General features: G+C 64.7%; 22 protein-coding genes. 10 read left to right on the forward strand and 12 right to left on the reverse strand.

The window, feature by feature from the left end; all coding sequences use genetic code 11:
• Positions 1-11: 11 nt before the first annotated feature.
• Positions 12-1,841: an adenylate/guanylate cyclase domain-containing protein gene (locus AC2FL1_RS01520; protein ID WP_496875768.1), complete on the reverse strand. Its 1,830-nt coding sequence runs from the start codon at positions 1,839-1,841 to the stop codon at positions 12-14.
• A gap of 185 nt (positions 1,842-2,026) precedes the next feature.
• On the opposite strand from AC2FL1_RS01520, the gene xseA reads away from it, so the two are divergent.
• The gene (gene xseA / locus AC2FL1_RS01525; protein ID WP_496827974.1) at positions 2,027-3,511 is read left to right on the forward strand and encodes an exodeoxyribonuclease VII large subunit; all 1,485 of its coding nucleotides are present in this window, start codon (positions 2,027-2,029) and stop codon (positions 3,509-3,511) included.
• Positions 3,511-4,152 carry a glutathione S-transferase family protein gene (locus AC2FL1_RS01530; RefSeq protein ID WP_496827972.1) on the forward strand — a complete coding sequence of 214 codons (642 nt, stop codon included), beginning with the start codon at positions 3,511-3,513 and terminating at the stop codon, positions 4,150-4,152. The genes xseA and AC2FL1_RS01530 overlap by 1 nt, the downstream gene beginning before the upstream one ends.
• Positions 4,153-4,224: 72 nt before the next feature.
• Here the strand turns inward: AC2FL1_RS01530 and AC2FL1_RS01535 are convergent, their stop codons facing one another.
• Together AC2FL1_RS01535 and AC2FL1_RS01540 are read right to left on the reverse strand one after the other, a co-directional pair.
• A complete protein-coding gene (locus tag AC2FL1_RS01535; protein WP_439653282.1) occupies positions 4,225-4,614 on the reverse strand; it encodes a hypothetical protein in 390 nt (129 codons plus the stop codon).
• A 36-nt stretch (positions 4,615-4,650) separates the two neighbouring features.
• The gene (locus AC2FL1_RS01540; protein ID WP_496827970.1) at positions 4,651-5,649 is read right to left on the reverse strand and encodes an alkane 1-monooxygenase; all 999 of its coding nucleotides are present in this window, start codon (positions 5,647-5,649) and stop codon (positions 4,651-4,653) included.
• A gap of 112 nt (positions 5,650-5,761) precedes the next feature.
• On the opposite strand from AC2FL1_RS01540, the gene AC2FL1_RS01545 reads away from it, so the two are divergent.
• The 5 genes from AC2FL1_RS01545 (at position 5,762) to AC2FL1_RS01565 (ending at position 10,007) form a co-directional block, all read left to right on the forward strand.
• Entirely contained in the window at positions 5,762-6,397 is a 636-nt protein-coding gene (locus tag AC2FL1_RS01545) for a lysoplasmalogenase (RefSeq protein ID WP_496875769.1), read from the forward strand.
• 61 nt (positions 6,398-6,458) lie between these two features.
• Complete coding sequence (gene ftsY / locus AC2FL1_RS01550) at positions 6,459-7,634, forward strand: signal recognition particle-docking protein FtsY (RefSeq protein ID WP_496827966.1); 1,176 nt, start codon at positions 6,459-6,461, stop codon at positions 7,632-7,634.
• A 94-nt stretch (positions 7,635-7,728) separates the two neighbouring features.
• On the forward strand, positions 7,729-8,631 hold the full coding sequence (locus tag AC2FL1_RS01555) for an EamA family transporter (RefSeq protein ID WP_496875770.1): 903 nt from the start codon (positions 7,729-7,731) through the stop codon (positions 8,629-8,631).
• Positions 8,632-8,650: 19 nt separating this feature from the next.
• Positions 8,651-9,262 carry an inner membrane-spanning protein YciB gene (locus tag AC2FL1_RS01560; RefSeq protein WP_496828111.1) on the forward strand — a complete coding sequence of 204 codons (612 nt, stop codon included), beginning with the start codon at positions 8,651-8,653 and terminating at the stop codon, positions 9,260-9,262.
• A 76-nt stretch (positions 9,263-9,338) separates the two neighbouring features.
• Positions 9,339-10,007 carry a Crp/Fnr family transcriptional regulator gene (locus AC2FL1_RS01565; RefSeq protein ID WP_496827962.1) on the forward strand — a complete coding sequence of 223 codons (669 nt, stop codon included), beginning with the start codon at positions 9,339-9,341 and terminating at the stop codon, positions 10,005-10,007.
• Positions 10,008-10,217: 210 nt separating this feature from the next.
• Here the strand turns inward: AC2FL1_RS01565 and AC2FL1_RS01570 are convergent, their stop codons facing one another.
• The 9 genes from AC2FL1_RS01570 to AC2FL1_RS01610 all read right to left on the reverse strand — a co-directional run bounded on the left by AC2FL1_RS01570 (position 10,218) and on the right by AC2FL1_RS01610 (position 18,774).
• Positions 10,218-10,586 (reverse strand): DUF4440 domain-containing protein, encoded by a 369-nt coding sequence (locus tag AC2FL1_RS01570; protein WP_496875771.1) that lies wholly within the window; start codon positions 10,584-10,586, stop codon positions 10,218-10,220.
• A gap of 67 nt (positions 10,587-10,653) precedes the next feature.
• On the reverse strand, positions 10,654-12,111 hold the full coding sequence (locus AC2FL1_RS01575; protein ID WP_234137811.1) for a DegQ family serine endoprotease: 1,458 nt from the start codon (positions 12,109-12,111) through the stop codon (positions 10,654-10,656).
• 194 nt (positions 12,112-12,305) lie between these two features.
• A complete protein-coding gene (locus tag AC2FL1_RS01580) occupies positions 12,306-12,503 on the reverse strand; it encodes a DUF2065 family protein (RefSeq protein WP_496827956.1) in 198 nt (65 codons plus the stop codon).
• Entirely contained in the window at positions 12,500-13,729 is a 1,230-nt protein-coding gene (locus AC2FL1_RS01585) for a hypothetical protein (protein WP_496875772.1), read from the reverse strand. Before AC2FL1_RS01585 ends, AC2FL1_RS01580 begins: the two co-directional genes overlap by 4 nt.
• Positions 13,730-13,860: 131 nt before the next feature.
• Entirely contained in the window at positions 13,861-14,736 is an 876-nt protein-coding gene (gene hflC, locus AC2FL1_RS01590; RefSeq protein ID WP_496827953.1) for a protease modulator HflC, read from the reverse strand.
• Positions 14,736-15,887, reverse strand: a complete 1,152-nt coding sequence (gene hflK / locus AC2FL1_RS01595; RefSeq protein ID WP_496827951.1) for an FtsH protease activity modulator HflK — start codon at positions 15,885-15,887, stop codon at positions 14,736-14,738. The genes hflC and hflK overlap by 1 nt, the downstream gene beginning before the upstream one ends.
• Before the next feature lie 74 nt (positions 15,888-15,961).
• On the reverse strand, positions 15,962-17,320 hold the full coding sequence (gene gor, locus AC2FL1_RS01600; RefSeq protein WP_496875773.1) for a glutathione-disulfide reductase: 1,359 nt from the start codon (positions 17,318-17,320) through the stop codon (positions 15,962-15,964).
• Positions 17,321-17,461: 141 nt separating this feature from the next.
• On the reverse strand, positions 17,462-18,250 hold the full coding sequence (rpiA, locus tag AC2FL1_RS01605) for a ribose-5-phosphate isomerase RpiA (RefSeq protein WP_496827948.1): 789 nt from the start codon (positions 18,248-18,250) through the stop codon (positions 17,462-17,464).
• A gap of 92 nt (positions 18,251-18,342) precedes the next feature.
• Positions 18,343-18,774 (reverse strand): MarR family winged helix-turn-helix transcriptional regulator, encoded by a 432-nt coding sequence (locus AC2FL1_RS01610; protein ID WP_234169627.1) that lies wholly within the window; start codon positions 18,772-18,774, stop codon positions 18,343-18,345.
• Positions 18,775-18,850: 76 nt separating this feature from the next.
• Between AC2FL1_RS01610 and AC2FL1_RS01615 the strand changes: the two genes are divergently transcribed.
• From AC2FL1_RS01615 to AC2FL1_RS01625, 3 genes are all read left to right on the forward strand, one after another.
• Positions 18,851-19,288, forward strand: a complete 438-nt coding sequence (locus tag AC2FL1_RS01615) for a hypothetical protein (RefSeq protein ID WP_496875774.1) — start codon at positions 18,851-18,853, stop codon at positions 19,286-19,288.
• Positions 19,289-19,375: 87 nt separating this feature from the next.
• Entirely contained in the window at positions 19,376-20,152 is a 777-nt protein-coding gene (locus AC2FL1_RS01620; RefSeq protein WP_496827944.1) for a methyltransferase domain-containing protein, read from the forward strand.
• A gap of 82 nt (positions 20,153-20,234) precedes the next feature.
• Positions 20,235-20,936 carry a glutathione S-transferase family protein gene (locus AC2FL1_RS01625; RefSeq protein WP_496875775.1) on the forward strand — a complete coding sequence of 234 codons (702 nt, stop codon included), beginning with the start codon at positions 20,235-20,237 and terminating at the stop codon, positions 20,934-20,936.

A 20,936-nucleotide genomic window follows, 5' to 3' on the forward strand; every position in this document is an offset into this window, starting at 1 on the left:
AAACGGCCCGGCTAGGAACACAGCCCTGATTTCCTCAGTCCATCCACCAGAAGCGCGTTGTGTTCGGCCAGGCGATAGAGCCTCAGTCGGTCCGACACCAAACTGCCCAGGAAAGCAGGCGCAAAGTCAGCCAGTGCCTTGGCATGAGGCCGCGCCTGCTCTGGTCGGCCGAGATGGGTCGCCGCAGCAATCATCAAAGCCCGCCGGATCGGGGCACGTGGCGTCATCTCGATCGCCCGTTCGCCCCAATTCAGGACTTCGTCGAAATCACCTTCGGCAAAACTGGCCTGAGCAAGCGCCAGATAGGCGTCTCCGACCCAGACATCGGCATCCCTCGGCGACAGCCGCAGCGCCAGCAGTGCGTGCTCCCTCGCGTCTTCGGTTCGCCCTACCAGCGACTCGTGCCAGGCCATGAAGAAAAGGTTCAACGCAAAGTTCGGGTTCAGATCAAAGGCGCGTCCGAAATCGGCGGTGGCCGCGTCATAGTCCTGCCGGAAATGACGGACCATACCCCGCAACGTCAACGCTCTCGGGTCGGTTCGGTCGGTCTGAAACAGCCGATCCGCTGCGGCCTCTGCATGCGCCAGAGACACCTCGGGTGCGTCTCCGAACTGGTAGAGATACCGGAGCTTGAAGACAAAGGCCCGGATCCACAGAGCATCTGTATTGCTCGGATCAAGTTCCAGCGCCTTCTCCGCAATCTCAAGCACCTTTTCATGGCCCTCAGCGTCCGCAAAAGCACCATCCTGAAACACCGCCTGTGCCTTAAGCGCCAAATCGTAGGAGCTTATGTCAATCTCGCGCACGCGCCTCGCGCGCTCCAACTCGGCCTTGGTGATCTGCGGCGCTATTGCGCCAACCACGCGGCTGGTGATCTCGTCCTGCAACTCGAAAACGTCTTCGATATCGCGGTCGTACCGCTCTGCCCAGACATGAGCGCCGGTTTCGCAATCGATCAGTTGGGCTGTGATACGAACACGCTTTGCCGCGCGTCTCAGGCTGCCCTCGAGCATGTAACGCACACCAAGGTCTCGGGCTATTTCGCCATGCATGACCGGCCTGCCCTTGTAAGAGAAAGATGAATTGCGGGCGATCACGAACAGTTCGGGGAACCGCGACAGCGCGGTGATGATATCCTCGCTGACCCCGTCGCAGAAATATTCCTGTTCCGGGTCGGCAGACATGTTCTGGAATGCCAGCACCGCGATCGATGGTTTTTGCGGCACCAATACGCTCGCGGGGACCGTTGAGTGGGTCTCAGCACCGCCAAATTCGATTGCAAACGCGTGCACCGGGTCGGGAATGTTCTTCAACCTGAGCGCGCCCAAATCGACGAACGAAACCGCGGCCTTGCCTCGGACCTGGCGGCAGACATCCTCTGAAACGACGATCCCGCCGGCCTCGGCACGGGCTTCGAGGCGCGAGGCTATGTTCACGCCGTCGCCATAGATCTCGCCATCGTCGATCACGACATCCCCGACATGTATGCCGATGCGGTATGGGACGCGTTGGTCCGGCCCATCGGTCTCGGTGCGGTCAATCGACCGCTGTATAGCTACCGCCGCCTCAACCGCATTCACAGTACTGCCGAACAGCGCCAGAAGCCCGTCACCGGTCAGCTTGACGATCTCGCCTCCCGCCCGGGCGATTTCCGGATCGAGAATATCCCTGCGTAAGGCCTTCAGGCGCTTAATTGTCCCAGCTTCGTCGGCCGCCATTAACCGCGAATAGCCGACCATGTCGGCGGCAAAGATTGCTGCTAGCCGACGCGCCACCCGTAGCCCTTCGTTGCCAGCCAAGAAATGAACAGACCCCAATGTTAACTTTGACCGCTGTGCCATTGAAAGCCCTAAAAACGCCCGGCGACTGGGTTCATTCCCTTCTCGGACCGGCGGCTCCGCTCCAAAGCGGCCACAGTTGTCATCGTGGCCGGATCAAACGGTGAAGACACGCGCGTTGCGCGACCAGCTTGGCCTTCTTCGCCGACCCGTCTAGTCTGATCCGGCAGGCAAATCAGGACACGGACATGGACCTCCTCGACGACCCCCAACCGGGCCAGAACATGCCCGAATTCACCGTCACCGAGATCTCGGGCGAGGTGAAGCGCACGCTCGAGGGCAGCTTTGGCCGCATCCGGGTGCGCGGCGAGGTCGGGCGCGTTTTCAAGGCCCGGTCGGGACACCTTTATTACGACATCAAGGACGACCGAAACGTGCTGGCCTGCACCACCTGGAAGGGTCAGGTCGCCAGCCTGTCGGTGGTGCCCGAAGAGGGGTTGGAGGTCGTCGTGACCGGCCGCCTGACCGCCTTTGGCGCCCAGTCGAAATACAACCTGAACGTCGACGAGGTGGCGGTCGCCGGTCAGGGCGCGCTGATGGCGCTGCTGGAAAAACGCAAGAAACAGCTCGAGGCCGAGGGGCTGTTCGCGCCCGAACGCAAGCGGCCGCTGCCCTATCTGCCGCAGGTCATCGGGGTGATCACCTCGCCGCAGGGGGCGGTGATCCGCGATATTCTGCACCGCCTGCGCGACCGGTTCCCGCGTAAGGTGCTGATCTGGCCGGTGGCCGTGCAGGGCGCCAATTGCGCCCCAGAGGTGACCCGCGCGATCGAAGGGTTCAACCGGCTCTCACCCGGTGGCGCGCTGCCCCGGCCCGATCTGCTGATCGTGGCACGTGGTGGCGGCTCGATCGAGGATCTGTGGGGCTTCAACGAGGAAATCGTCGCCCGCGCGGCGGCGGCCAGCCAGATCCCACTGATCTCGGCCGTGGGGCACGAGACCGACACCACGCTGATCGACTTTGTCTCGGACCGGCGCGCACCGACCCCCACAGCAGCGGCCGAGATGGCCGTCCCCGTCCGCCTCGAACTGCTCGCCTGGACCGGCGAACAGGGCGCCCGCCTGTCGCGCGCGGCCTCGGATGCGGTGCAGCGCCGCGCTCAGCGCCTGCGCGACCTGTCGCGCGCGCTGCCCCGGCCCGACAGCCTGCTGGAGACGCCGCGTCAGCGGCTCGACCGCGCCGCCGAACGCCTGCCCGCCGCTCTCACCCAAGGGGTGCAGCGGCGTCGGCTGCGGTTGGCCGAACTCTCGGCTCCCCTGCGCCCCGCCAGCTTGCGCGCGCTGGTCAATGCCCGCCGCGACCGCCTCGCCCATCTCGGCTCGCGCCTGTCGCCGCGCGCACTGGAGCGCGAGATCACCGCACAAGGCGAACAGCTCACCCGTCTCTCTGACCGCCTGCAAAACGCCCACACCAGCCGAGTCGACCGCCTGCGCCAGCAACTGGAGGCCACGGACCGGCTGCGCATCCAGCTAAGCTACAAGGCAACGCTGGCGCGCGGGTACGCCGTCGTGCGCGACGACGCGGGCGCGCTGCTGACCACCCGCGCGCAGGCCGCCAAGGCCGCCGCGCTTCAGATCGAATTCGCCGATGGCACGCTCGACACCGGCGCCGCTCCGGTAAAACCCGCCAGCAAACCGAAACAGAAACCGCCCGAGCAGGGCTCGCTGTTCTGATGCTGACGATCTGGGGGCGCAAGACATCCTCGAACGTGCAGGCGCTGATGTGGTGCGTGGGTGAACTCAACCTGCCCCATATCCGCCATGACGCCGGGCATCGCTACGGCGGACTCGACACGCCCGAGTTCGCCCGCCTCAATCCCAACCGCACCATCCCCGTGCTCAAGGACGGCACCAACCCGCCGATCTGGGAAACCGGTGCAATCCTGCGCTATCTCGCCGCCCGCTATGGCAAGGACAGCTTCTGGCCCGCCGACCCCATCCGCCGGGCGCGCGTCGATCAATGGGCGGAATGGGCCAAGCTGAACGTGGCCCTGGCCTTTACCACCCCCGTCTTCTGGCGCGTGGTCCGCACCGCTCCCAAAGACCGCGATTTCGACGCGATCAGCCGTGCCGTGCGTGAACTCGAGATAAAGCTCGCCGTCGCCGACACCCAGCTTTCGCGCCACACACATATTGCCGGAGACGCCTTTACCCTGGCCGATATTCAGCTGGGGCATATCCTCTATCGCTATTACGAGATCGACATCGCCCGCACATCGTTGCCGCATCTGCAACTCTACTATCAACGCCTCGGCGCGCGTCCGGCCTTCCGCCAGCATGTGATGGTCTCTTACGACGAGCTCCGCGTTAACTGAACCGCTTCATTTCGCCCAAAATACTCCGGGGGAATCGCCGCAGGCGATGGGGGCAGCGCCCCCTGCCCGGCCTCAGACCCCGACATCCGGCCCGTAACAGAGCATCTCTTCGCCGATCTCGTCGGCCTCGTAGAGTTCGGTCTGGGTCGGATCGCCCTCGAACTGCGCCACCAGCCCACCGCCGGTATCGCGAAACACCCAGCATTGCGGGTCGGACCTGTCCTCGTAAACGAAACAGATCTGTCCCGCCGCCTCGTACCAGATGCCTTCCTTGCAATCACCGTCGAGAAAGGACCAGATCACCCTGCGCCCGGAAAGATAGCGCTCCACACCATAGGCGGTACCGTCAAAGCCGTAGAACAGCGTCTTGCCCTGCGTATAGCGGTCGAACTCCTCCGCCGACATGACAGGCTGCGCCAGCACCGGTGGTGCCAGCATCGCAAGAATCAGGGCCAATCGCATCATGCGCTCAAGTTTGGCAGAAGCCGCCGCCGGGGGCTACTCACAGTTCTCTGTGACCTCGTGAACCCGAGGATTCATAACCCGCCGCCAAAGCGGCGGCACCGTTGCCAGAACCGCCATGATGGGCATCGCATAGGGCCATTGCGGCATCCCGGGGTCCAGCCGCAGCGCCGCGAAATCGCGAGCCGGGTTCTGGTGGTGATCGGAATGGCGGGGCGCGTTCAGCATCATCGCCGAACTGTACCAATGCGGCGCATTCCAGGAATGGCAGGCGCCAGCGGGCGCGTATTTGCCATCCGCCAACGCCTTGCGTCGAAGCCCGTAGTGCTGGATGTAATCGGCCAGCAGCAGCTGTATCTGCGCATAGGCTGCCAGCAAGAGCAGCACCATAACGCCACGTCCGCCTGCCAGTATCCACGCTGCCGCCAGTGTCGCCGCCGCTCCTGCCAGATAGGCACGATAGGGTGTCGCACCCCGGCCCTTCCTCAGCGCCCGCTCGGCCGCCAGCCCGGCCTGAAACGAACCTGCCCAGGCGCGGGGCAGAAAGCTCCAGAACCCCTGCCCCAGGCGGGCCGAATTCGGATCGCGCGGTGTCGCCACCCAGAGGTGATGCACCCGCATATGGGCCGAGACATGGTGCCCGAACAGCAGGCTGATATAGATCGCCGCCCCCAGCCAGTGCTGCCAGCGGTCCCCCCGGTGGATCAACTCATGTGCGTTCGAATTCGACACCTGCCCGAAACAGAGCGCCACCGCGATCCCCAGCGCCACAGCCTGCGCGCCGCTCAGCGGCCCATGCGCCAGCACCGGGATGGCAAGAGCCAGGAGCGCGAAATGCGCACTCGCCAGCACCACCGGCAAGGCTTGCGCACCCGACCAGTCAGTCGCTGCCAGCGGCCGCACCGGCAGCTTGTCCATCACCGCGACATAGACGGTCATCCAGATCAGTGCGCCCCAGGCCCAGCCCCCCCCAAGCAGGCAGGCGGTGCCAAGCACCGCATAGGGCGACAGGCTGGCAAGGAAATAGCGGTACATGCAGGCTCTCTCTCGATCGTCACCTTTGCTTAACATCGCGTCAGGTTGGCGGAAATCCCCTTGCTCGCCACGCGCACCCCGCGTCAACTGAAGCACCAGCCCGGAGGAACCCTTGACCCAATCCCTGTTTCTTGCCGCCGCCTGTGCCCTGACCTATCTGGCGCTGACCGCCCGCCCCGCCAGCCTGATGCGCAGCGCGGTCAAGACCGCCTCGGTGGCGCTGCTTGCGCTGATGGTGCTGGTCACGGGTGGCCCTGCGCTGCTGGTGCTGGCACTGGCCCTCTGCTCGCTCGGCGACTGGCTCCTCTCGCGCGAGACCGAGGCCACCTTCATGGCCGGTGTCGGTGCCTTTGCCGCCGGTCACCTGGCCTATGTCGCCCTGTTCCTGACCCATGCCACCAGCGAGACCGGGCGGCTTGCCGAAGAGTGGCCACTGGTGGCGAGCCTCGCGGTGCTGGGGCTGGTGATGGCCCGCCTGCTCGGCACCCGTGCGGGTGACCTCAAGGGACCGGTGCTGGCCTATATCCCGATCATCCTCGGCATGGGTATGGCGGCGCTGACCCTGCCGCAGGCGGGCATGCTGGCCTGGGTTCTACCTGCCGCGGCCGCCTTCATCGCCTCGGACATGATCCTCGCGACCGAGAAATTCCTGCTGCCCTCTGGACACCCGGCCCTGCGCCTGACGCCCTATCTGGTCTGGCCGCTCTACTGGGCTGCACAGATGGGCTTCGCCCTTGCGTTCACCTGACCCTTTGCAACCGGCGCCAATCCGCATTAGGTGAGACAGGATCGCAAGCGGAGGGCCGGACATGGCGTTTTTCTCGAAACTCAAGGACCGTCTGTTCAAATCGTCCTCGAAGATCGAACAGGGGCTCGACGCGATTGTCGAGGATGGCGGGGTCGAGGAGACGATCACTGCGACCCAACCCGACCCGATCATCCCCGAGCCCGACCCGGCGCCGCAGCCAGTACCGGAACTGCCAGACACACCCGAGATGCCGGAACCCCAACCGGTCGATCCGACCCCGGCACCGATGCCGCCCGAGGCGCCGCAGCCCATCGACCCGACCCCGCCCGCGGAAACCGGCACGGGTCGCGGCCTGCTGGGCCGCCTCTTCGCCCGCCCCGGCGCCGCGACGGTGGTCCGCCGCACGCTGGACGACGACATGCTGGAGCAGCTCGAAGAGCTGCTGATCGCCGCCGACATGGGCGTCGATACCGCCCTGCGCGTCACCGCCAACATGGCCGAGGGGCGGATCGGGCGCAAACTCTCGACACAAGAAATCAAGGAACTGCTGGCGCAGGAAATCACCCGTATCATGGAACCGGTCGCCCGCCCGATGCCGCTTTACCCCAAGCGCCCGCAGGTGGTGCTGGTGGTGGGCGTCAACGGTTCGGGAAAGACCACAACGATCGGCAAACTCGCCAGTCAGTTCAAGGCCGCCGACAAGAAGGTGGTGATCGCCGCAGGCGACACGTTCCGCGCTGCGGCTGTTGAACAGCTCCAAGTCTGGGGCGACCGCGCCGGTGTGCCGGTGCTGACCGCGCCCGAAGGCTCCGACCCCGCCTCGCTCGCCTTTGACGCCATGACCCGCGCCCAGGCGGACGGCGCCGACCTGCTGCTGATCGACACGGCGGGCCGGTTGCAGAACCGCGCCGACCTGATGGAGGAACTGGCCAAGATCGTCCGCGTCATCCGCAAGAAGGACGACACCGCCCCCCACAACACGCTTCTGGTGCTCGACGCCACCACCGGCCAGAACGCGATCAGCCAGGTCGAGACCTTCCAGAAACTGGCCGATGTCTCGGGCCTGGTGATGACCAAGCTCGACGGCACCGCCAAGGGCGGCATTCTCGTCTCGCTCGCCGATCGCTTCGGCCTGCCCATCCACGCCATCGGGGTGGGCGAACAGATCGACGATCTGGCCCCCTTCGATCCACAGGATTTCGCCGCTGCGCTGACCGGGCTCGACACCCAGGCATGACGCCCATCCCCCTTCATTTCGCCAGAAATACTCTCGGGGGGTCCGGGGGGCAGACAGCCCCCCGGCGCTGGCCCCGAAACACTCCGCCGCGATCATGAGCACCTGGCTCGTCTCGCTCGAAGGCACCGCCGCCGGTCACGACCTGGCGCTGGGTCTCGCACTCATGGCGGCCTTCCTGCACGCGGTCTTTGGCGCGTTGCAAAAGGGCCGTCACGATCCCTGGCTCAGCCGGGGTGCGATCGACGGCGCCTATGCGCTGATGGCCGCGCCCTTCGCCTTTTTCGTCGTGCCCTGGCCCGAGCCGCATATGTGGCCCATCTTCGCCACCGCCTGGCTGATCCATGTCTTCTACAAGCTGTTCCAGGCCATGGCCTATACCAAGGGCGCCTATACGGTGGTCTATCCGGTGGTGCGCGGCACCGGGCCGCTGTTTACCGTGATCGGCGCCTATCTGCTCTTTGGCGAGACCTTCACCGGCCTGCAATGGCTGGGCGTCGGCGTCCTGCTGGCGGGTATCTTCGGGCTTGCCGTCTATAACATGATCTTTCTCGACACCGCGCGCGAGACGTTGATGCCCGCGCTGGGGCTGGCCGCGGTCACCGGCCTCTTTGTGGCACTCTACACCACCTATGACGCCTATGGCATTCGCGCCACCGCCGATCCGTTCACCTTTCTGGCCTGGTTCTTCTTCATCGACGGGCTGGTGTTTCCGGTCATCGCCGGGCTGCGCTGGCGGTCGATGATCCACCGCCCCGTACCCGGTCCCCTGATCCTGCGCGGCTTTGCCGGGGGCATTACCGCCTTTCTCTCCTTCGGCGCCATCATGCTGGCCACGCGGCTCGACAAGGTGGGCGAGGCCGCGGTGCTGCGCGAAACCTCGACCGTGTTTGCCGCGCTCATCGGCTGGCTGGTGCTGAAAGAGACGGTTGGGCCACGCCGGATCGCTCTGATGGGGTTGATCGCAGCGGGTGCGGTGATAGTTGAGTTCGGAGGCTGAAGGAATGGACAGGAACGGCATGGCGGCGGAAAAGGACATCAACCCGATCATCAAGCAGGTGCTGGAACTGGGCCCGACCGTGGCCTTTTTCCTGATATACCTCAGGCTCAAGGAAAAGACCTTCGAGATCGCCGGGGCCGAATACTCGGGATTCATAGTGGCAACGCTGGTCTTCATCCCCATCCTGCTGGCGGCGATGGGGGTGCTCTGGGCCCTGACGGGCAAGCTCAGCCGGATGCAGATCTTCACCGCCTTCATGGTGATCTTCTTCGGTGGGCTGACTGCCTGGTTCAACGACGAGCGCTTCTTTAAAATGAAGACAACGTTGGTCTATGGCGTATTCGCCATCCTGCTGGGAATCGGGCTGATGCGGGGTCGGTCCTACCTGGCCTATGTCTTGGGCGACGTGCTGCCCATGCGCGATGAGGGCTGGATGATCCTGACCCGGCGGCTGTGCGGCGCGTTCACCGGACTGGCGGTGGCCAACGAGCTTGTCTGGCGCAACATGTCCACCGATCTCTGGGTCAAGATCGAGACCTTTGGCTTTCCAATCCTGCTGATGGGTTTCATCATGCTGCAATTCGGCCTGTTGCAGGCCCATATGATCGACCCCGATCAGGATCAGGGCTGATCCGCCGCACCACTTGAGTGTCGCTCATCCCCGGCATAGGGTATTGACCTGAAGCCCGTGAAAGGTCCGCGACGCCATGATATCCCTGCCCGATAGCGGCTTTCTGGCCGACGCCTCGCCAAGGCTGAAACAGATGCTGGCGGCCCAGGCCACCGAGATCGGGCTTGAGCGCGGCGCAGCGCTCTTCAAGCAGGGTGATCCGGGCGACTCGCTTTATGCCGTGCTGGCGGGTGCGATGGAGATCTCGATCCTCTCGCTAGACGGGCGCAAGCTATCGCTCGATCTGGTCGGCCCCGGCGCGGTGTTCGGCGAGATCGCGCTGTTCGATCCCGGCCCGCGCACCGCAACGGTGACGGCGCTAGAACCGTCGCGGGTGCTCAGGGTGCTCAGCGCCGACGTGATGGCCGAGCTTCACCGGCATCCCGAACTGGCCATCGACATGGTGCGGCTGGCCGGACAGCGCATGCGCTGGATGGGCGGACAACTCAACGAACAGGTGTTTCTGCCGGTCCCGACCCGGCTGGCGCGCAAGCTGCTGCACCTGGCACCGCAGCACGACGCGGGCGGGGCGACGGTGCGACTGTCACAGGCGGAGCTGGCAGAATATGTCGGCGCGACGCGCGAGGCGATTTCCAAGACCCTGGCCACCTGGAAGCGGTTGGGCGTGATCGATGTGGGGCGCGGGACACTTGCGATCCGCGACCCGCATGCTCTGCGGGCGCTGGCCGATCCCGATCAGATCTGACCCGTGCCTGCGGCCTGAGAACCGTGGCCCCGGCACCGGATTTTCATCCCTTGTGACATGAGTCACAGACCCGAATCGTCACCGCCATCATACCTGACCGTGGTTACCGTCCTGAGGTCGGGGAGCATCCCCAGTGTTCCGTCCCATACTGACCTCTATTACCTCACTTGAGCCATGTGCCCCCGCACATGGCTCTTTTTCTCTGGCGCCTCAACCGACCGCGGGTGTGTCCTGACTGAACAGGTTGCGCCAGCCGCCCTCGCCATGCCGCCGCCAGATCGAACTGACATACATCTCTTCGTCCGCCTTCCGCCCGACCCGGCGGTACCGTGCGCTATAACTCAGCACCGCACAGCCCGGAGCCAGTTCCAGCACCCGTGCCTGCGACAGGGTGAACCGTGCAACCGTCGGACCATTGGCAAGTTGCCCCGCATGTGCGTCGCGCCCGGCAAAGCCGTCCGGGTAAACCCCCAGAAAACCCGGATCGAGCGCCGCGATATCGGCCGCGGCATCACCCGCGACGAGCGCTTGCCAGACCCGGTTTTCACATTCCAGAAGCGTTTCGAGCAAATCTCCCATCACGTCCTCTCGCCAAATGAAAAGCGGCCGGGAAAACCGGCCGCCTTTTTGTCGTTGTTCGCGCGTATCACTGATCGAGGCTCAAGGCCACGAATCTCGGCTCACCACCGCGCCGCACCAGCAGTAGCAGCGACTTGCGGCCCGCCTCGCGCGCCTCGTCGATACGGGTTTCCAGATCGGCCAGCGTGGCCACTTTCTGCTGCCCCGCCTCGGTGATCACATCGCCCGTGCGCAATCCCTTTTCAAAGGCTTCCGACGCTTCGTCGACCGCGATGATTGCAAGCCCGGTCGCATCGTCGGCAAGGCCCAGCTCGGTTCGCATATCCGACGTCAGCACGCTGACCGTCAGGCCCAGGAACTCTTTCTTGCTGGCTTCCGGCTCGGACTGGCCGCCATCGTTCTCGTCCTCGGTTCCCGAACCGGCGCGCTCGGCATCCTCGCGACGGCCAAGGGTCACCAGCACGGTCTGGGTGCCACCGTCGCGGAACACCACCACACGCACCGATTTGCCGACCTCGCTTTCGCCCACCCGGCGCACCAGGTCGCGGGTGTCACGCACCTCGGCCCCATCAAAGCTCAGGATGACGTCACCGGCCTTGAGCCCGGCCTCCTTGGCGGGGCCGTCCGGCACATCGCTGATCAGCGCGCCGCCGGTCTTTTCCAGCCCCATCGCCTCGGCCATGTCCTCGGTCACATCCTGGATACGTACGCCCAGCCAGCCGCGGCGGGTCTCGCCATATTCGCGCAGTTGGCCCACCACCTTGGTGACCACGTTCGAGGCCATCGAGAAACCGATGCCGATCGAGCCGCCATTGGGCGACAGGATCGCGGTGTTCACCCCGATCACTTCGCCATCCATGTTGAACAGCGGACCGCCGGAATTGCCCCGGTTGATCGCCGCGTCAGTCTGGATGTAATCGTCATAGCTGCCGCTGAGCGCCCGGTTGCGGGCCGACACGATTCCGGCCGAAACCGAGAAGCCCTGCCCCAGCGGATTGCCCATCGCCATCACCCAATCGCCCACGCGGGCGGTGTCGGAATTGCCGAACTTGACATATTTCAGCGGCCCGTCCGCCTCGACCTTCAACAGCGCGATATCGGTGTTCTCGTCGGTGCCCACCACCTTGGCCGGCAATTCGCGCGCCGGCTGGCCGTCGCCGGGAAAGAACTCGATCAGGATCTCGTCGGCCTTGGCGATCACATGGTTGTTGGTGACGATATAGCCATCCTCGGAGATCACGAAGCCCGAGCCCAGCGCCGAGCTGCGCCGGGGCCGGTCGCCACCGCCGTTGCGGTCCTGGAACTCGCGAAAGAAATCCTCGAAGGGCGAGCCTTCGGGCACGATTCCCTGCGGGCCGGTCGGGCCCTCGACCAGGGTCGAGGTGGTGATGTTGACCACCGCCGGGCTGACCTTGTCCGCCAGCGGCGCCAGGCTTTCCGGCCGGGCCTGGGCGATGAGGGTCTGGAGCAGCAGGAACAGCACGCTCAGTCCCGCCAGCGCCATCAACCGGGCGTTGGTGATCATCCTGCTATCCTGCGTCCGGGCGATACTGCGTGCCTGTGGCTGCACTGGGGGTCTCCTTGTCACCTACCTGCCGACCGGGGGGCGCGGCCCTGCCCAGTCACTGTCTCGACAACAATGTAGTCAGTTTGCCCCCGCCCGCAACTCGGGATCGCGGGGAAATGAGAGCGCAGGCACCCCGGCGCCCGCAAAACCTGTCAAAACCCGATCTGATAGGCGCCCCAGACCAGGATCAGACCGAACACCATGCTCAGCAGGCCGGTCTGCCGCCGCGCCGCCAATGGTAGGCTACGTAGAATCTCGAGCAGTCTTTCGACCATGCCGGGCGCCAGCGCGTAAACCGCCCCCTCAGCGATCAGCACCAGCCCCAGCGCCAACACTAGCAGGCCGATCATCCGTTGCCCCCCCGGTCACGGCACGATTTGATGCCCCCCGCACCCTGGTAGCGCATCGCGTAGGTGACCAAAAGCTCCGCTCCCGCCTGCGACAGCCGCCCATCGGCCGAGGTCAGATGATCGAGCGCGGTGAAGTACTCGCGGTCACAGGAATAAGAGGGGAACTTGCGGCTTTCACTGACCCCAAGCCCCATGTCACGGGCCGATTGCGTGGTTATCTCGCCACTTTCGCCACCACGTTCGGCATCGTCTGCCCCGGTCAGCCGGGCCGAGATGACGCCCTTGCAGCTCTCGTCCTCATGGCTCAGGCGCTCCCAGATTTCGAAATAGCGGGCGCCATCCTCGGGCAGGTCCTGCACATAGCGGAGCGCGCGCATCTGCATCCCCTTGGGATAGCTGGTGCTCTTGGCATAGGTCGCGGTAATCTGAAGCTTGGCGTCGATGGCCGAGAGCAGACCGCCCACGCCTGCCGCCAGTTCCACACCGGCGGTCTGTTCCAGAGTGATCTCGTCGCTGCAATTCTTCTCCTCGACCAGGAGACGTTCGAAGAAGTCGCGCGCTTCGCGAAAACTTTGCCCGTCAAGGTCAAGGTCGGCAATATCCCTCGCCAGCCGGGCCAGCGCGTCTCCGCGTGTCAGGGGGCGGATCGGCGCATAGCTGGTGTCGTTGCGCAGCTCGTCGGTATCGACAAAGACGAAATCGCTGTCCTCGCGCGCGATTTCGACCGTGGTGGCGGCGTCGAAACCGGGCTTGCGGTTCTCGGGGCCGACGGCCAGCGTCACCGTATCCTCGCTGTGATCGACCAGTTGATACCGCTCGGAGCTGCTGTATTCCAACACCCGGCCATCGGTGGTTTCCACCGCTCCCGGACGCTGCGCCACGGCGATGAACCCGTCATAGCCATCGGCCTTGAAATAGCCCTTGCTGTCGGCCCGCACATAGACGGGCAGCCCGTCCTGGGTGACGGCAAAGCACCACAGATCGAGCGATTGCTTGCGGCAGAGCGGGCCGCGCCCCACCAACAGGATCTTGCCCGCCGGCAGATAGGCGCGGGTGGCGCTCATGCTGACACGATCGCCGGTGATGGTGGCCAGACGCACGACGCTGCTGACCGAGACCCGCTTGCCGTAGGTGTCATAAGCGGTGTCGCCCAGCACGATGGCAGGCTCTGACAGCGCCGGAGTGCCCAGAGCGAGGGCCGTCAAACAGGCATAAATCAATCGCATTTCAGTTCCCGAGTTCCGGTTTTGCCGCATTTGACGGCATTCATGGCCACGGATCAAGACAACTGTGGGGAGAACGCGAAAAGGGCCGGCGCAGTGGCCGGCCCTTTCGGTATCCGTCGATGCCACGTGGCTTACTCGGACCTGCCCGAAGGCGACTTCAGATAGTTGAAGAACTCTGAATCCGGGCTCATCACCATCGAGCTGTTGCCCCCTTGCAGCGCCTTTTCATAGGCCGAGAGCGAACGGTAGAATTCGAAGAACTCCGGGTCCTTGCCAAAGGCTTCGGCAAAGATACCGTTCCGCTGGGCATCGGCCTCACCGCGAACGATCTCGGCCTCGCGGCGCGCTTCCGATACCAGTTCGACCACGGTCCGGTCGGCTTGGGCTCGGATCCGCTGTGCCGCCTCGTTACCGCGCGCCACCTCGTCGGCCGCTTCGCGTTCACGCTCTGCCCGCATCCGGGCAAAGGTGGCGTTCAGGTTGGCCTCGGGCAGGTCAGTGCGCTTCAGCCGCACGTCGATCACCTCGAGCCCCAGATCGCGGGCCTCGAAAATGGCACCGTTGCGGATGCGCAGCATCAGCGCGGCGCGGTCGGAACTGAGGATGTCGTTCGAGCTGACCGAACCCAGGATCTCGCGGGTCTTGGCACGCAGGATCGAGTCCAGACGCGTCTCGGCAGTTGCGATACCACCGGCACCCACCGCCTGACGGAACTGCCGCACATCGGTGATGCGATAGCGGGCAAAGGCGTCGACCACCAGGCGGCGGTCGTCCAGCGGGGTGACTTCCAGCGGGCCGACCTCGCGGCTGAGGATGCGGTCGTCATAGCGCACCACTTCCTGGATCAGCGGTATCTTGAAGGCCAGTCCCGGCTCTTCCTTGACGTCGATCACACGGCCGAATTGCAGCACCAGCGCCTTTTCGCGTTCATCCACAATGAACAGCGACGACAGGCCCAGCGCGACCAGCACCACGACGACAGGCAGGAGAAAAGTCGTTTTCCGCATCAGTTGTTCTCCTTATCGCCGGATTTGCGCAGTTCGTTGAGCGGCAGATAAGGCACCACGCCCTGGCTGCCCGCCCCGTCACTGTCCAGGATCACCTTGTCGATATCGCCCAGCACCTGCTCCATCCTCTCCAGATAGAGACGTTTGCGGGTGACATCGGGCGCCTTGGAGTATTCTTCGAGCACCGCCGAGAAGCGGCTGGCCTCACCCTGGGCCTCGTTGACCACGCGGGCGCGATAGCCTTCGGCCTCTTCCAGCACCTGCGCCGCTTCACCGCGCGCGCCGGCCAGAACCGTATTGGCATAGGCATCGGCCTGTTTCTCCAGCCGGTCACGTTCCTGACCCGCCGATTGCACCTCGCGGAAGGCATCCTTGACCGGCTCTGGCGGGTCGGCTCCGTCAAAGTTGACCCGGACGATGTTGATGCCCGAGTTATAGCTGTCCAGCGTCAGCTGGATCAGCTCTTCGAGTCGCTCGGCGATGACCGCACGATCCCGGTTGAGGATCGGCGCCAGTTCCGATTGCGCAATGATCTCGCGCATGGCCGATTCCGACACCGCCTGAATGGTCTGGCGCGGGTCGCGCAGGTTGAACAGGAAATTGGCCGGATCGGTGATATTCCACACCACCTGGAAATCGATATCGACGATGTTTTCGTCCCCGGTCAGCATCAGCCCGGCATCGCTGCCGCGCCCGCCCGAGCCGATGGTCTCGGTCTGTTCGACCTTGACCGGGATCACCTCGGCGGTGACCAGCGGCCAAGGCGCAAAGTTCAGACCCTCGGTGCCGATCCCGGAAAACTCGCCCAGGAACAGTTCGACCGACTGTTCTTCGGGTTTGACGGTATAGAAACTCGCCATGCCCCAGAGACCGATCGCAACCACAAGGCCCAGACCCAGCGTGCCGCGGGTAAAGGCCGGGCCACCGCCACCGCCGGTGCCGCGACCGTTGCCGCCGCCCCGATTGCCGGTTCCGCCGCGCCCGCCCATAAGGACGCGCAGCTGTTCCTGGCCCTTCTTGACCAATTCGTCGATCTCGGGGATCTGCGGGCCATCACCTTCGGGCGGCCGCTGACCGCCATTGTTTCCCCTGTTTCCGCCGCCACCGGAAGAGCCTCCGCCCCCCCAGGGGCCACCTGAGTTGCCCGCCATCTGGTTTCCGTCTCCTTGTTGTTCACACGACCGTGACCGGCCTCTTCCTTAACCTGAGCATTTCGCTCCGTAAATCAAGCGCTGCGGACCGGTTGCCACAGGGTGACCAGTTCTTCGGCCATTACCGGGTGAACCGCAACCGTTCGGTCGAAGTCCTCCTTGGTGGCGCCCATCTTGACCGCGATGCCGACCAGCTGGATCATTTCGCCCGCGCCCGGGGCCACGATATGGCAGCCCAGAACGCGGCGGTTGGCCTTGGACACGATAAGTTTCATCAGCACCCGCTGGCTGCGTCCGGCAAAGGCGGTCTGCATCGGCTTGAACGAGGTGGCATAGATTTCGACCGGCTCCTGAGCCGCGGCGTCTTCCTCGCTCAACCCCACGGTGCCCATCTCGGGCTGGGTAAAGATCGCGGTCGGGATCAGCGCGTGATCGACCGGGGTCGGCTTGCCCCGGAACACGGTATCGACAAAGGCCATGCCCTCGCGGATCGCAACCGGCGTCAGGTTGACCCGGTCGGTCACATCCCCGATCGCATAGATCGAGGGCACGGCGGTCTGGCTGTAGTCATCCACCACGATCTGCCCCTTGCGACCCAGCTCGAGGCCTAGCCCTTCAAGCCCCAGATCGTCGGCATTAGGCACCCGGCCGGTGGCGAACATCACCTGGTCAAAGAGTTCCTCGTCGCCATTGGTGGCCTTGACCCGGATCCGGTCACCCTCGCGCTCCATCTCCAGCGCATTGGTGCCCAGATGCAGCTTGATACCGTTCTGGCACATTTCCTCGCTGACCAGCCCGCGCGCCTCGTCATCGAAGCCGCGCAGGATCTGGGCACCGCGATAATACTGCGTCACCTCGACGCCCATACCATTCATGATGCCCGCGAATTCACAGGCGATGTAACCACCGCCGACGATCAGCATCCGTTCGGGCAGCTTCTCCAGATGGAAAATCTCGTTCGAGGTTATGCCCAGCTCGGCGCCCTTGATCTCGGGCTTGACCGGACGGCCGCCGGTGGCGATCAGGATATGTTTCGCGCTCTTGCGGGTGCCGTCGGACAGTTCGACCGTATGGGCATCGACCAGCCGCGCGCGGGTGTCGAAGGTCTCGACCCCGTTGTTCTTGAGGATGTTGCGATAGACGCCTTCCAGCCGGTCCAGCTCTTTGTACAGCTTGGTGCGAAACACGTCCCAGTCGAACGCGCCCGGCTGGATATCCCAGCCATAGGCCTGCGCGTCCTCGACCATGCCGGCATATTCGCTGGCGAACACCATCAGCTTTTTCGGCACGCAGCCCCGGATCACGCAGGTGCCGCCATAGCGGTCCTCTTCGGCCAGTGCCACCTTGGCCCCGGTCTCGCCCGCCGCAACGCGCGCCGCGCGCACGCCGCCCGAACCGCCGCCGATGACAAAAAGGTCGTAGTCAAAACTCATCTGTTCGCCTCGTAGTCCCGCCGCTGCCCAGCCGGGCGGCAGCCTTTTGATCCTGTGCCGGCCCGCAGGCCCTGCATGAGTTGTTCACATATGGCCGACCCTGCCGAAAACAACGCCGATCACACCCGCGTGAGCGCCCGCTCAATCCGCCAGATCGGTAAAAAGGTTGTCGCTTTCGACAAAATCCAGCCGGTCATGTTCCACCGTGCCCTGGTTGATGTCGCGGATTTCCACCCGCCCGTCACCATGGCCCACCACGACCGTGTCACAAATGTCGATGAACAGGCCATTTTCCACCACGCCGGGGATCTGGTTCAGCACCAGCGCCAACTGTCGGGCATTGCCGATCCGTTGCAAATGCAGGTCCAGGATGTGGTTGCCCTCGTCGGTGATGAACGGTGCGTCTCCGTTCATCCGCAAGGTCGCCGTCCGCCCCAGCACGTCCATCGAGATCAGCGTCTCCTCCAGCAGCGCCTGGGTCGTCTGCCAGCCAAAGGGGATCACCTCGACCGGCAGGGGAAAGGCGCCCAGTCGGCCCACTTCCTTGCCGACATCGGCAATCACCACCATCTGGTCCGAGGCTGTCGCCACGATCTTTTCGTGGAGCAGCGCGCCGCCGCCGCCCTTGATCAGGTTCAGGTCGCCATCGAATTCGTCGGCACCGTCGATGGTGATATCCAGCCAGCGTGCCTCGTCCAGCGTGATGATCTCGATCCCCACCTCGCGCGCCAGCTGCGCGGTGCGGGTCGAGGTCGGAACGCCGCGCATCTTCAACCCTTCCTTGCGCACCATCTCGCCTAGGCAGCGCACCAGCCAGGCGGCTGTGGACCCTGTCCCGAGGCCGACCCTCATACCATCCTCGACCAGATCCGCCGCCCGCTTGGCGGCAACGAATTTCGCCTTGTCGATGGGCGAGAGTTCTCCGGTCATGGCAGTATCCCCTGTCGATGATTGCCAGCGTTATACGCAACGCCCCGCCCAACTGCGAGACCAAATCCGGCCGTCAGCCCCAGACCCGCCCCTCAGCCCCGTTGCATATTGCCGATCACCCGGCGCATCAGTGCGATGAATGTCGCGCGCTCTGCCGCGTCCAACCCCGCCAGCGCCTGCGCATTCTGCGCCCCTGCCGCCGCCTTGGCCTCTGCCTCAAGCGCGCGGGCGCGGTCGGTCAGATGGATCAGCCGGGCGCGGCGGTCCTCCTCGGACGGCAAGCGCCGGATCAGCCCGTCCCGCTCCATCCGCTTGAGCGTATTGGCCATGGTCGCCTGCTCCACATCCAGCGCCGCCGTCAGGTCGGCCTGGGTACGCCCGTCGCTGTGCCACAGTTCCAACAGCACCATGAACTGTGCCGGGGCGAGCCCCAGCGGCTGGATGCGCCGCGCCAGCCCCGCCGCAAAGAGCCGCGCCATGTGATTGGCCAGATACCCGGCCGAATTGTGTTGAAACTGATCCATGCCTGCGACCTACCTCTTGCATAGCGTGCTATGCAACATTATTTACATAGCACGCTATTTAATTGGAGACCCCGCCATGAAACTCAAACTGCACGCGCTGAGTGGCGGCATCGCCCTGCTCACCATCGCCTGTTTCTGGACCTCGACCGCGCTGGTCGAGCTGTTTGGCACCCATTCCCAGATCGCACAGGTCAAGACGGCGATCCTCTACGGCATGGCGCTGCTGATCCCGGCCATGGCCACCGCTGGCGCCACCGGTGCGGCTTTGGGCAAGGGCTGGCGCCTGCCTGAGGTCGCCGCCAAATCCCGGCGGATGAAGATGATCGCCGCCAACGGGTTGCTGATCCTGCTGCCCAGCGCCGTGTTCCTTGCCCTTCGCTCCAATGCGGGCCAGTTCGACACGCTCTTCTATGTCGTGCAGGCGCTGGAGCTGCTGGCGGGGGCCACCAACATCACCCTGCTGACGCTGAACCTGCGCGCCGGTCTGGCCTTGCGCCGCCGCCGCACAGGGTGAGTCGGAACAGGGCAAGGCCCTGCCGGACCCGGCCGATTTTGGGTCGCTCACCTGAATGTGCTATGGTCGCGGCAGGAGGCTAATCGCATGCTGCAATTCGACGAAGACACCGCCCGCGTTCTGGAGGATGCCTATCAGGGCGCCGATATCACCCGCCGCCGCTGCGCCAGTTTTGACGCTCTGGCAGCATCGCCAGGAGATCGATTGCTGGACCTGGGATGCGGCAACGGACTCTTGACACTAGACCTGTCTCGCGCCGTGGGCGACACCGGCCATGTGCTGGGCCTCGATCCCAGCGCCGACATGCTCGACCTCGCGCGCGCCCGCTGCGCGGATCGCGGCAATGTCGCCTTCCTGAAGGGCAACGCCGAGGCCCTCCCTTGCGATGAAAACAGCCTCGACGGAGCGGTCTCGTTACAGGTGTTCGAATACTTCCACGACATGCGCCCACCGCTGGCCGAGCTCTTTCGCGCCCTGAAGCCCGGTGGCCGGCTGGTGATCGGCGACATGCACTTCGATACGCTCACCTGGCACAGCGACCAGCCCGAGCGCATGGCCGAGATGTGCCGCATCTGGGACCGCCACCTCGCTTGCCGCGATGTTCCGGCACGCCTTCCGGCGCTGCTGGCCGAGGTCGGGTTTCGCGCAGTCAGCATGACGCCGCTTGCCTTTTGCGACACGCAGCTGCGCCCCGATGGGCTGGCCGCAATGATGATCCGCCTGATGACCGCCTATGCCATTCAGACAGACGCAATGCCCGAACCCGAGGCACAGGCCTGGGCACAGGAGCAGCAGGAGCTGGCGCGCGCGGGGCGGTTCTTCTTTTCCCTGAACCATTTCGTCTGTCAGGCACAGAAACCGTGACTCGCGGCAAGCTTACGCGTTTCCGATGGGAAACGTCGCAATCGGCGAATGCAGAATCGCCCGTGCATCTTATATCGAAGGCATGACCGCGCCCTATCGCCTGCATTACGCCCCCGACAACGCCTCGCTGGTGATCCGGCTGGCGCTGGAGGATATGGGTCTGCCCTATGAAACCATGCTGGTGGACCGCACCACCCGGGCGCAGGACAGCGCTGCCTATCGCGCGCTCAACCCCGCCGGGCTGATCCCGGTGCTGGAAACCCCGCAGGGTCCGATCTTTGAAACCGCCGCCATTCTCTTGTGGCTTGCCGATACCCATGGCCGCCTGGCCCCACCCCCCACCGATCCGGCGCGCGGCGCCTTTCTGAAATGGCTGTTCTTCGCCTCGAACACGCTGCATGCGGATATGCGCATGCTGTTCTATCCCGACAAATACATCGCCGAGGCACAGGCCGAGACCCTGCGCACGGGCCTGCGCCCGCGCCTGCGCACCCATCTGGCCTTGCTCGACGCAGTGGCGGCCAAGGCGCCGGACTGGCTGTCGCCAGAGGCGCCCTCGGTGCTGAGCTGGTATCTGGCCTGCCTGATGCGCTGGCTGGCGCTCTATCCCCAGGACAGCGACCGCAGTTGGTTCGCCGCCGCCGACACGCCCCATCTGCACCGCATCCTTGCGGCGCTGGAAATCCGCCCCGCCACCCGTGCCGCGCAAGTGGCCGAGGGGCTGGGCGACACCCCATTCACCGCCCCCCGTCACGCAAACCCGCCAGAAGGTTCGGCTACCTGA

The organism is Ruegeria sp. YKSF070 (assembly GCF_059612725.1).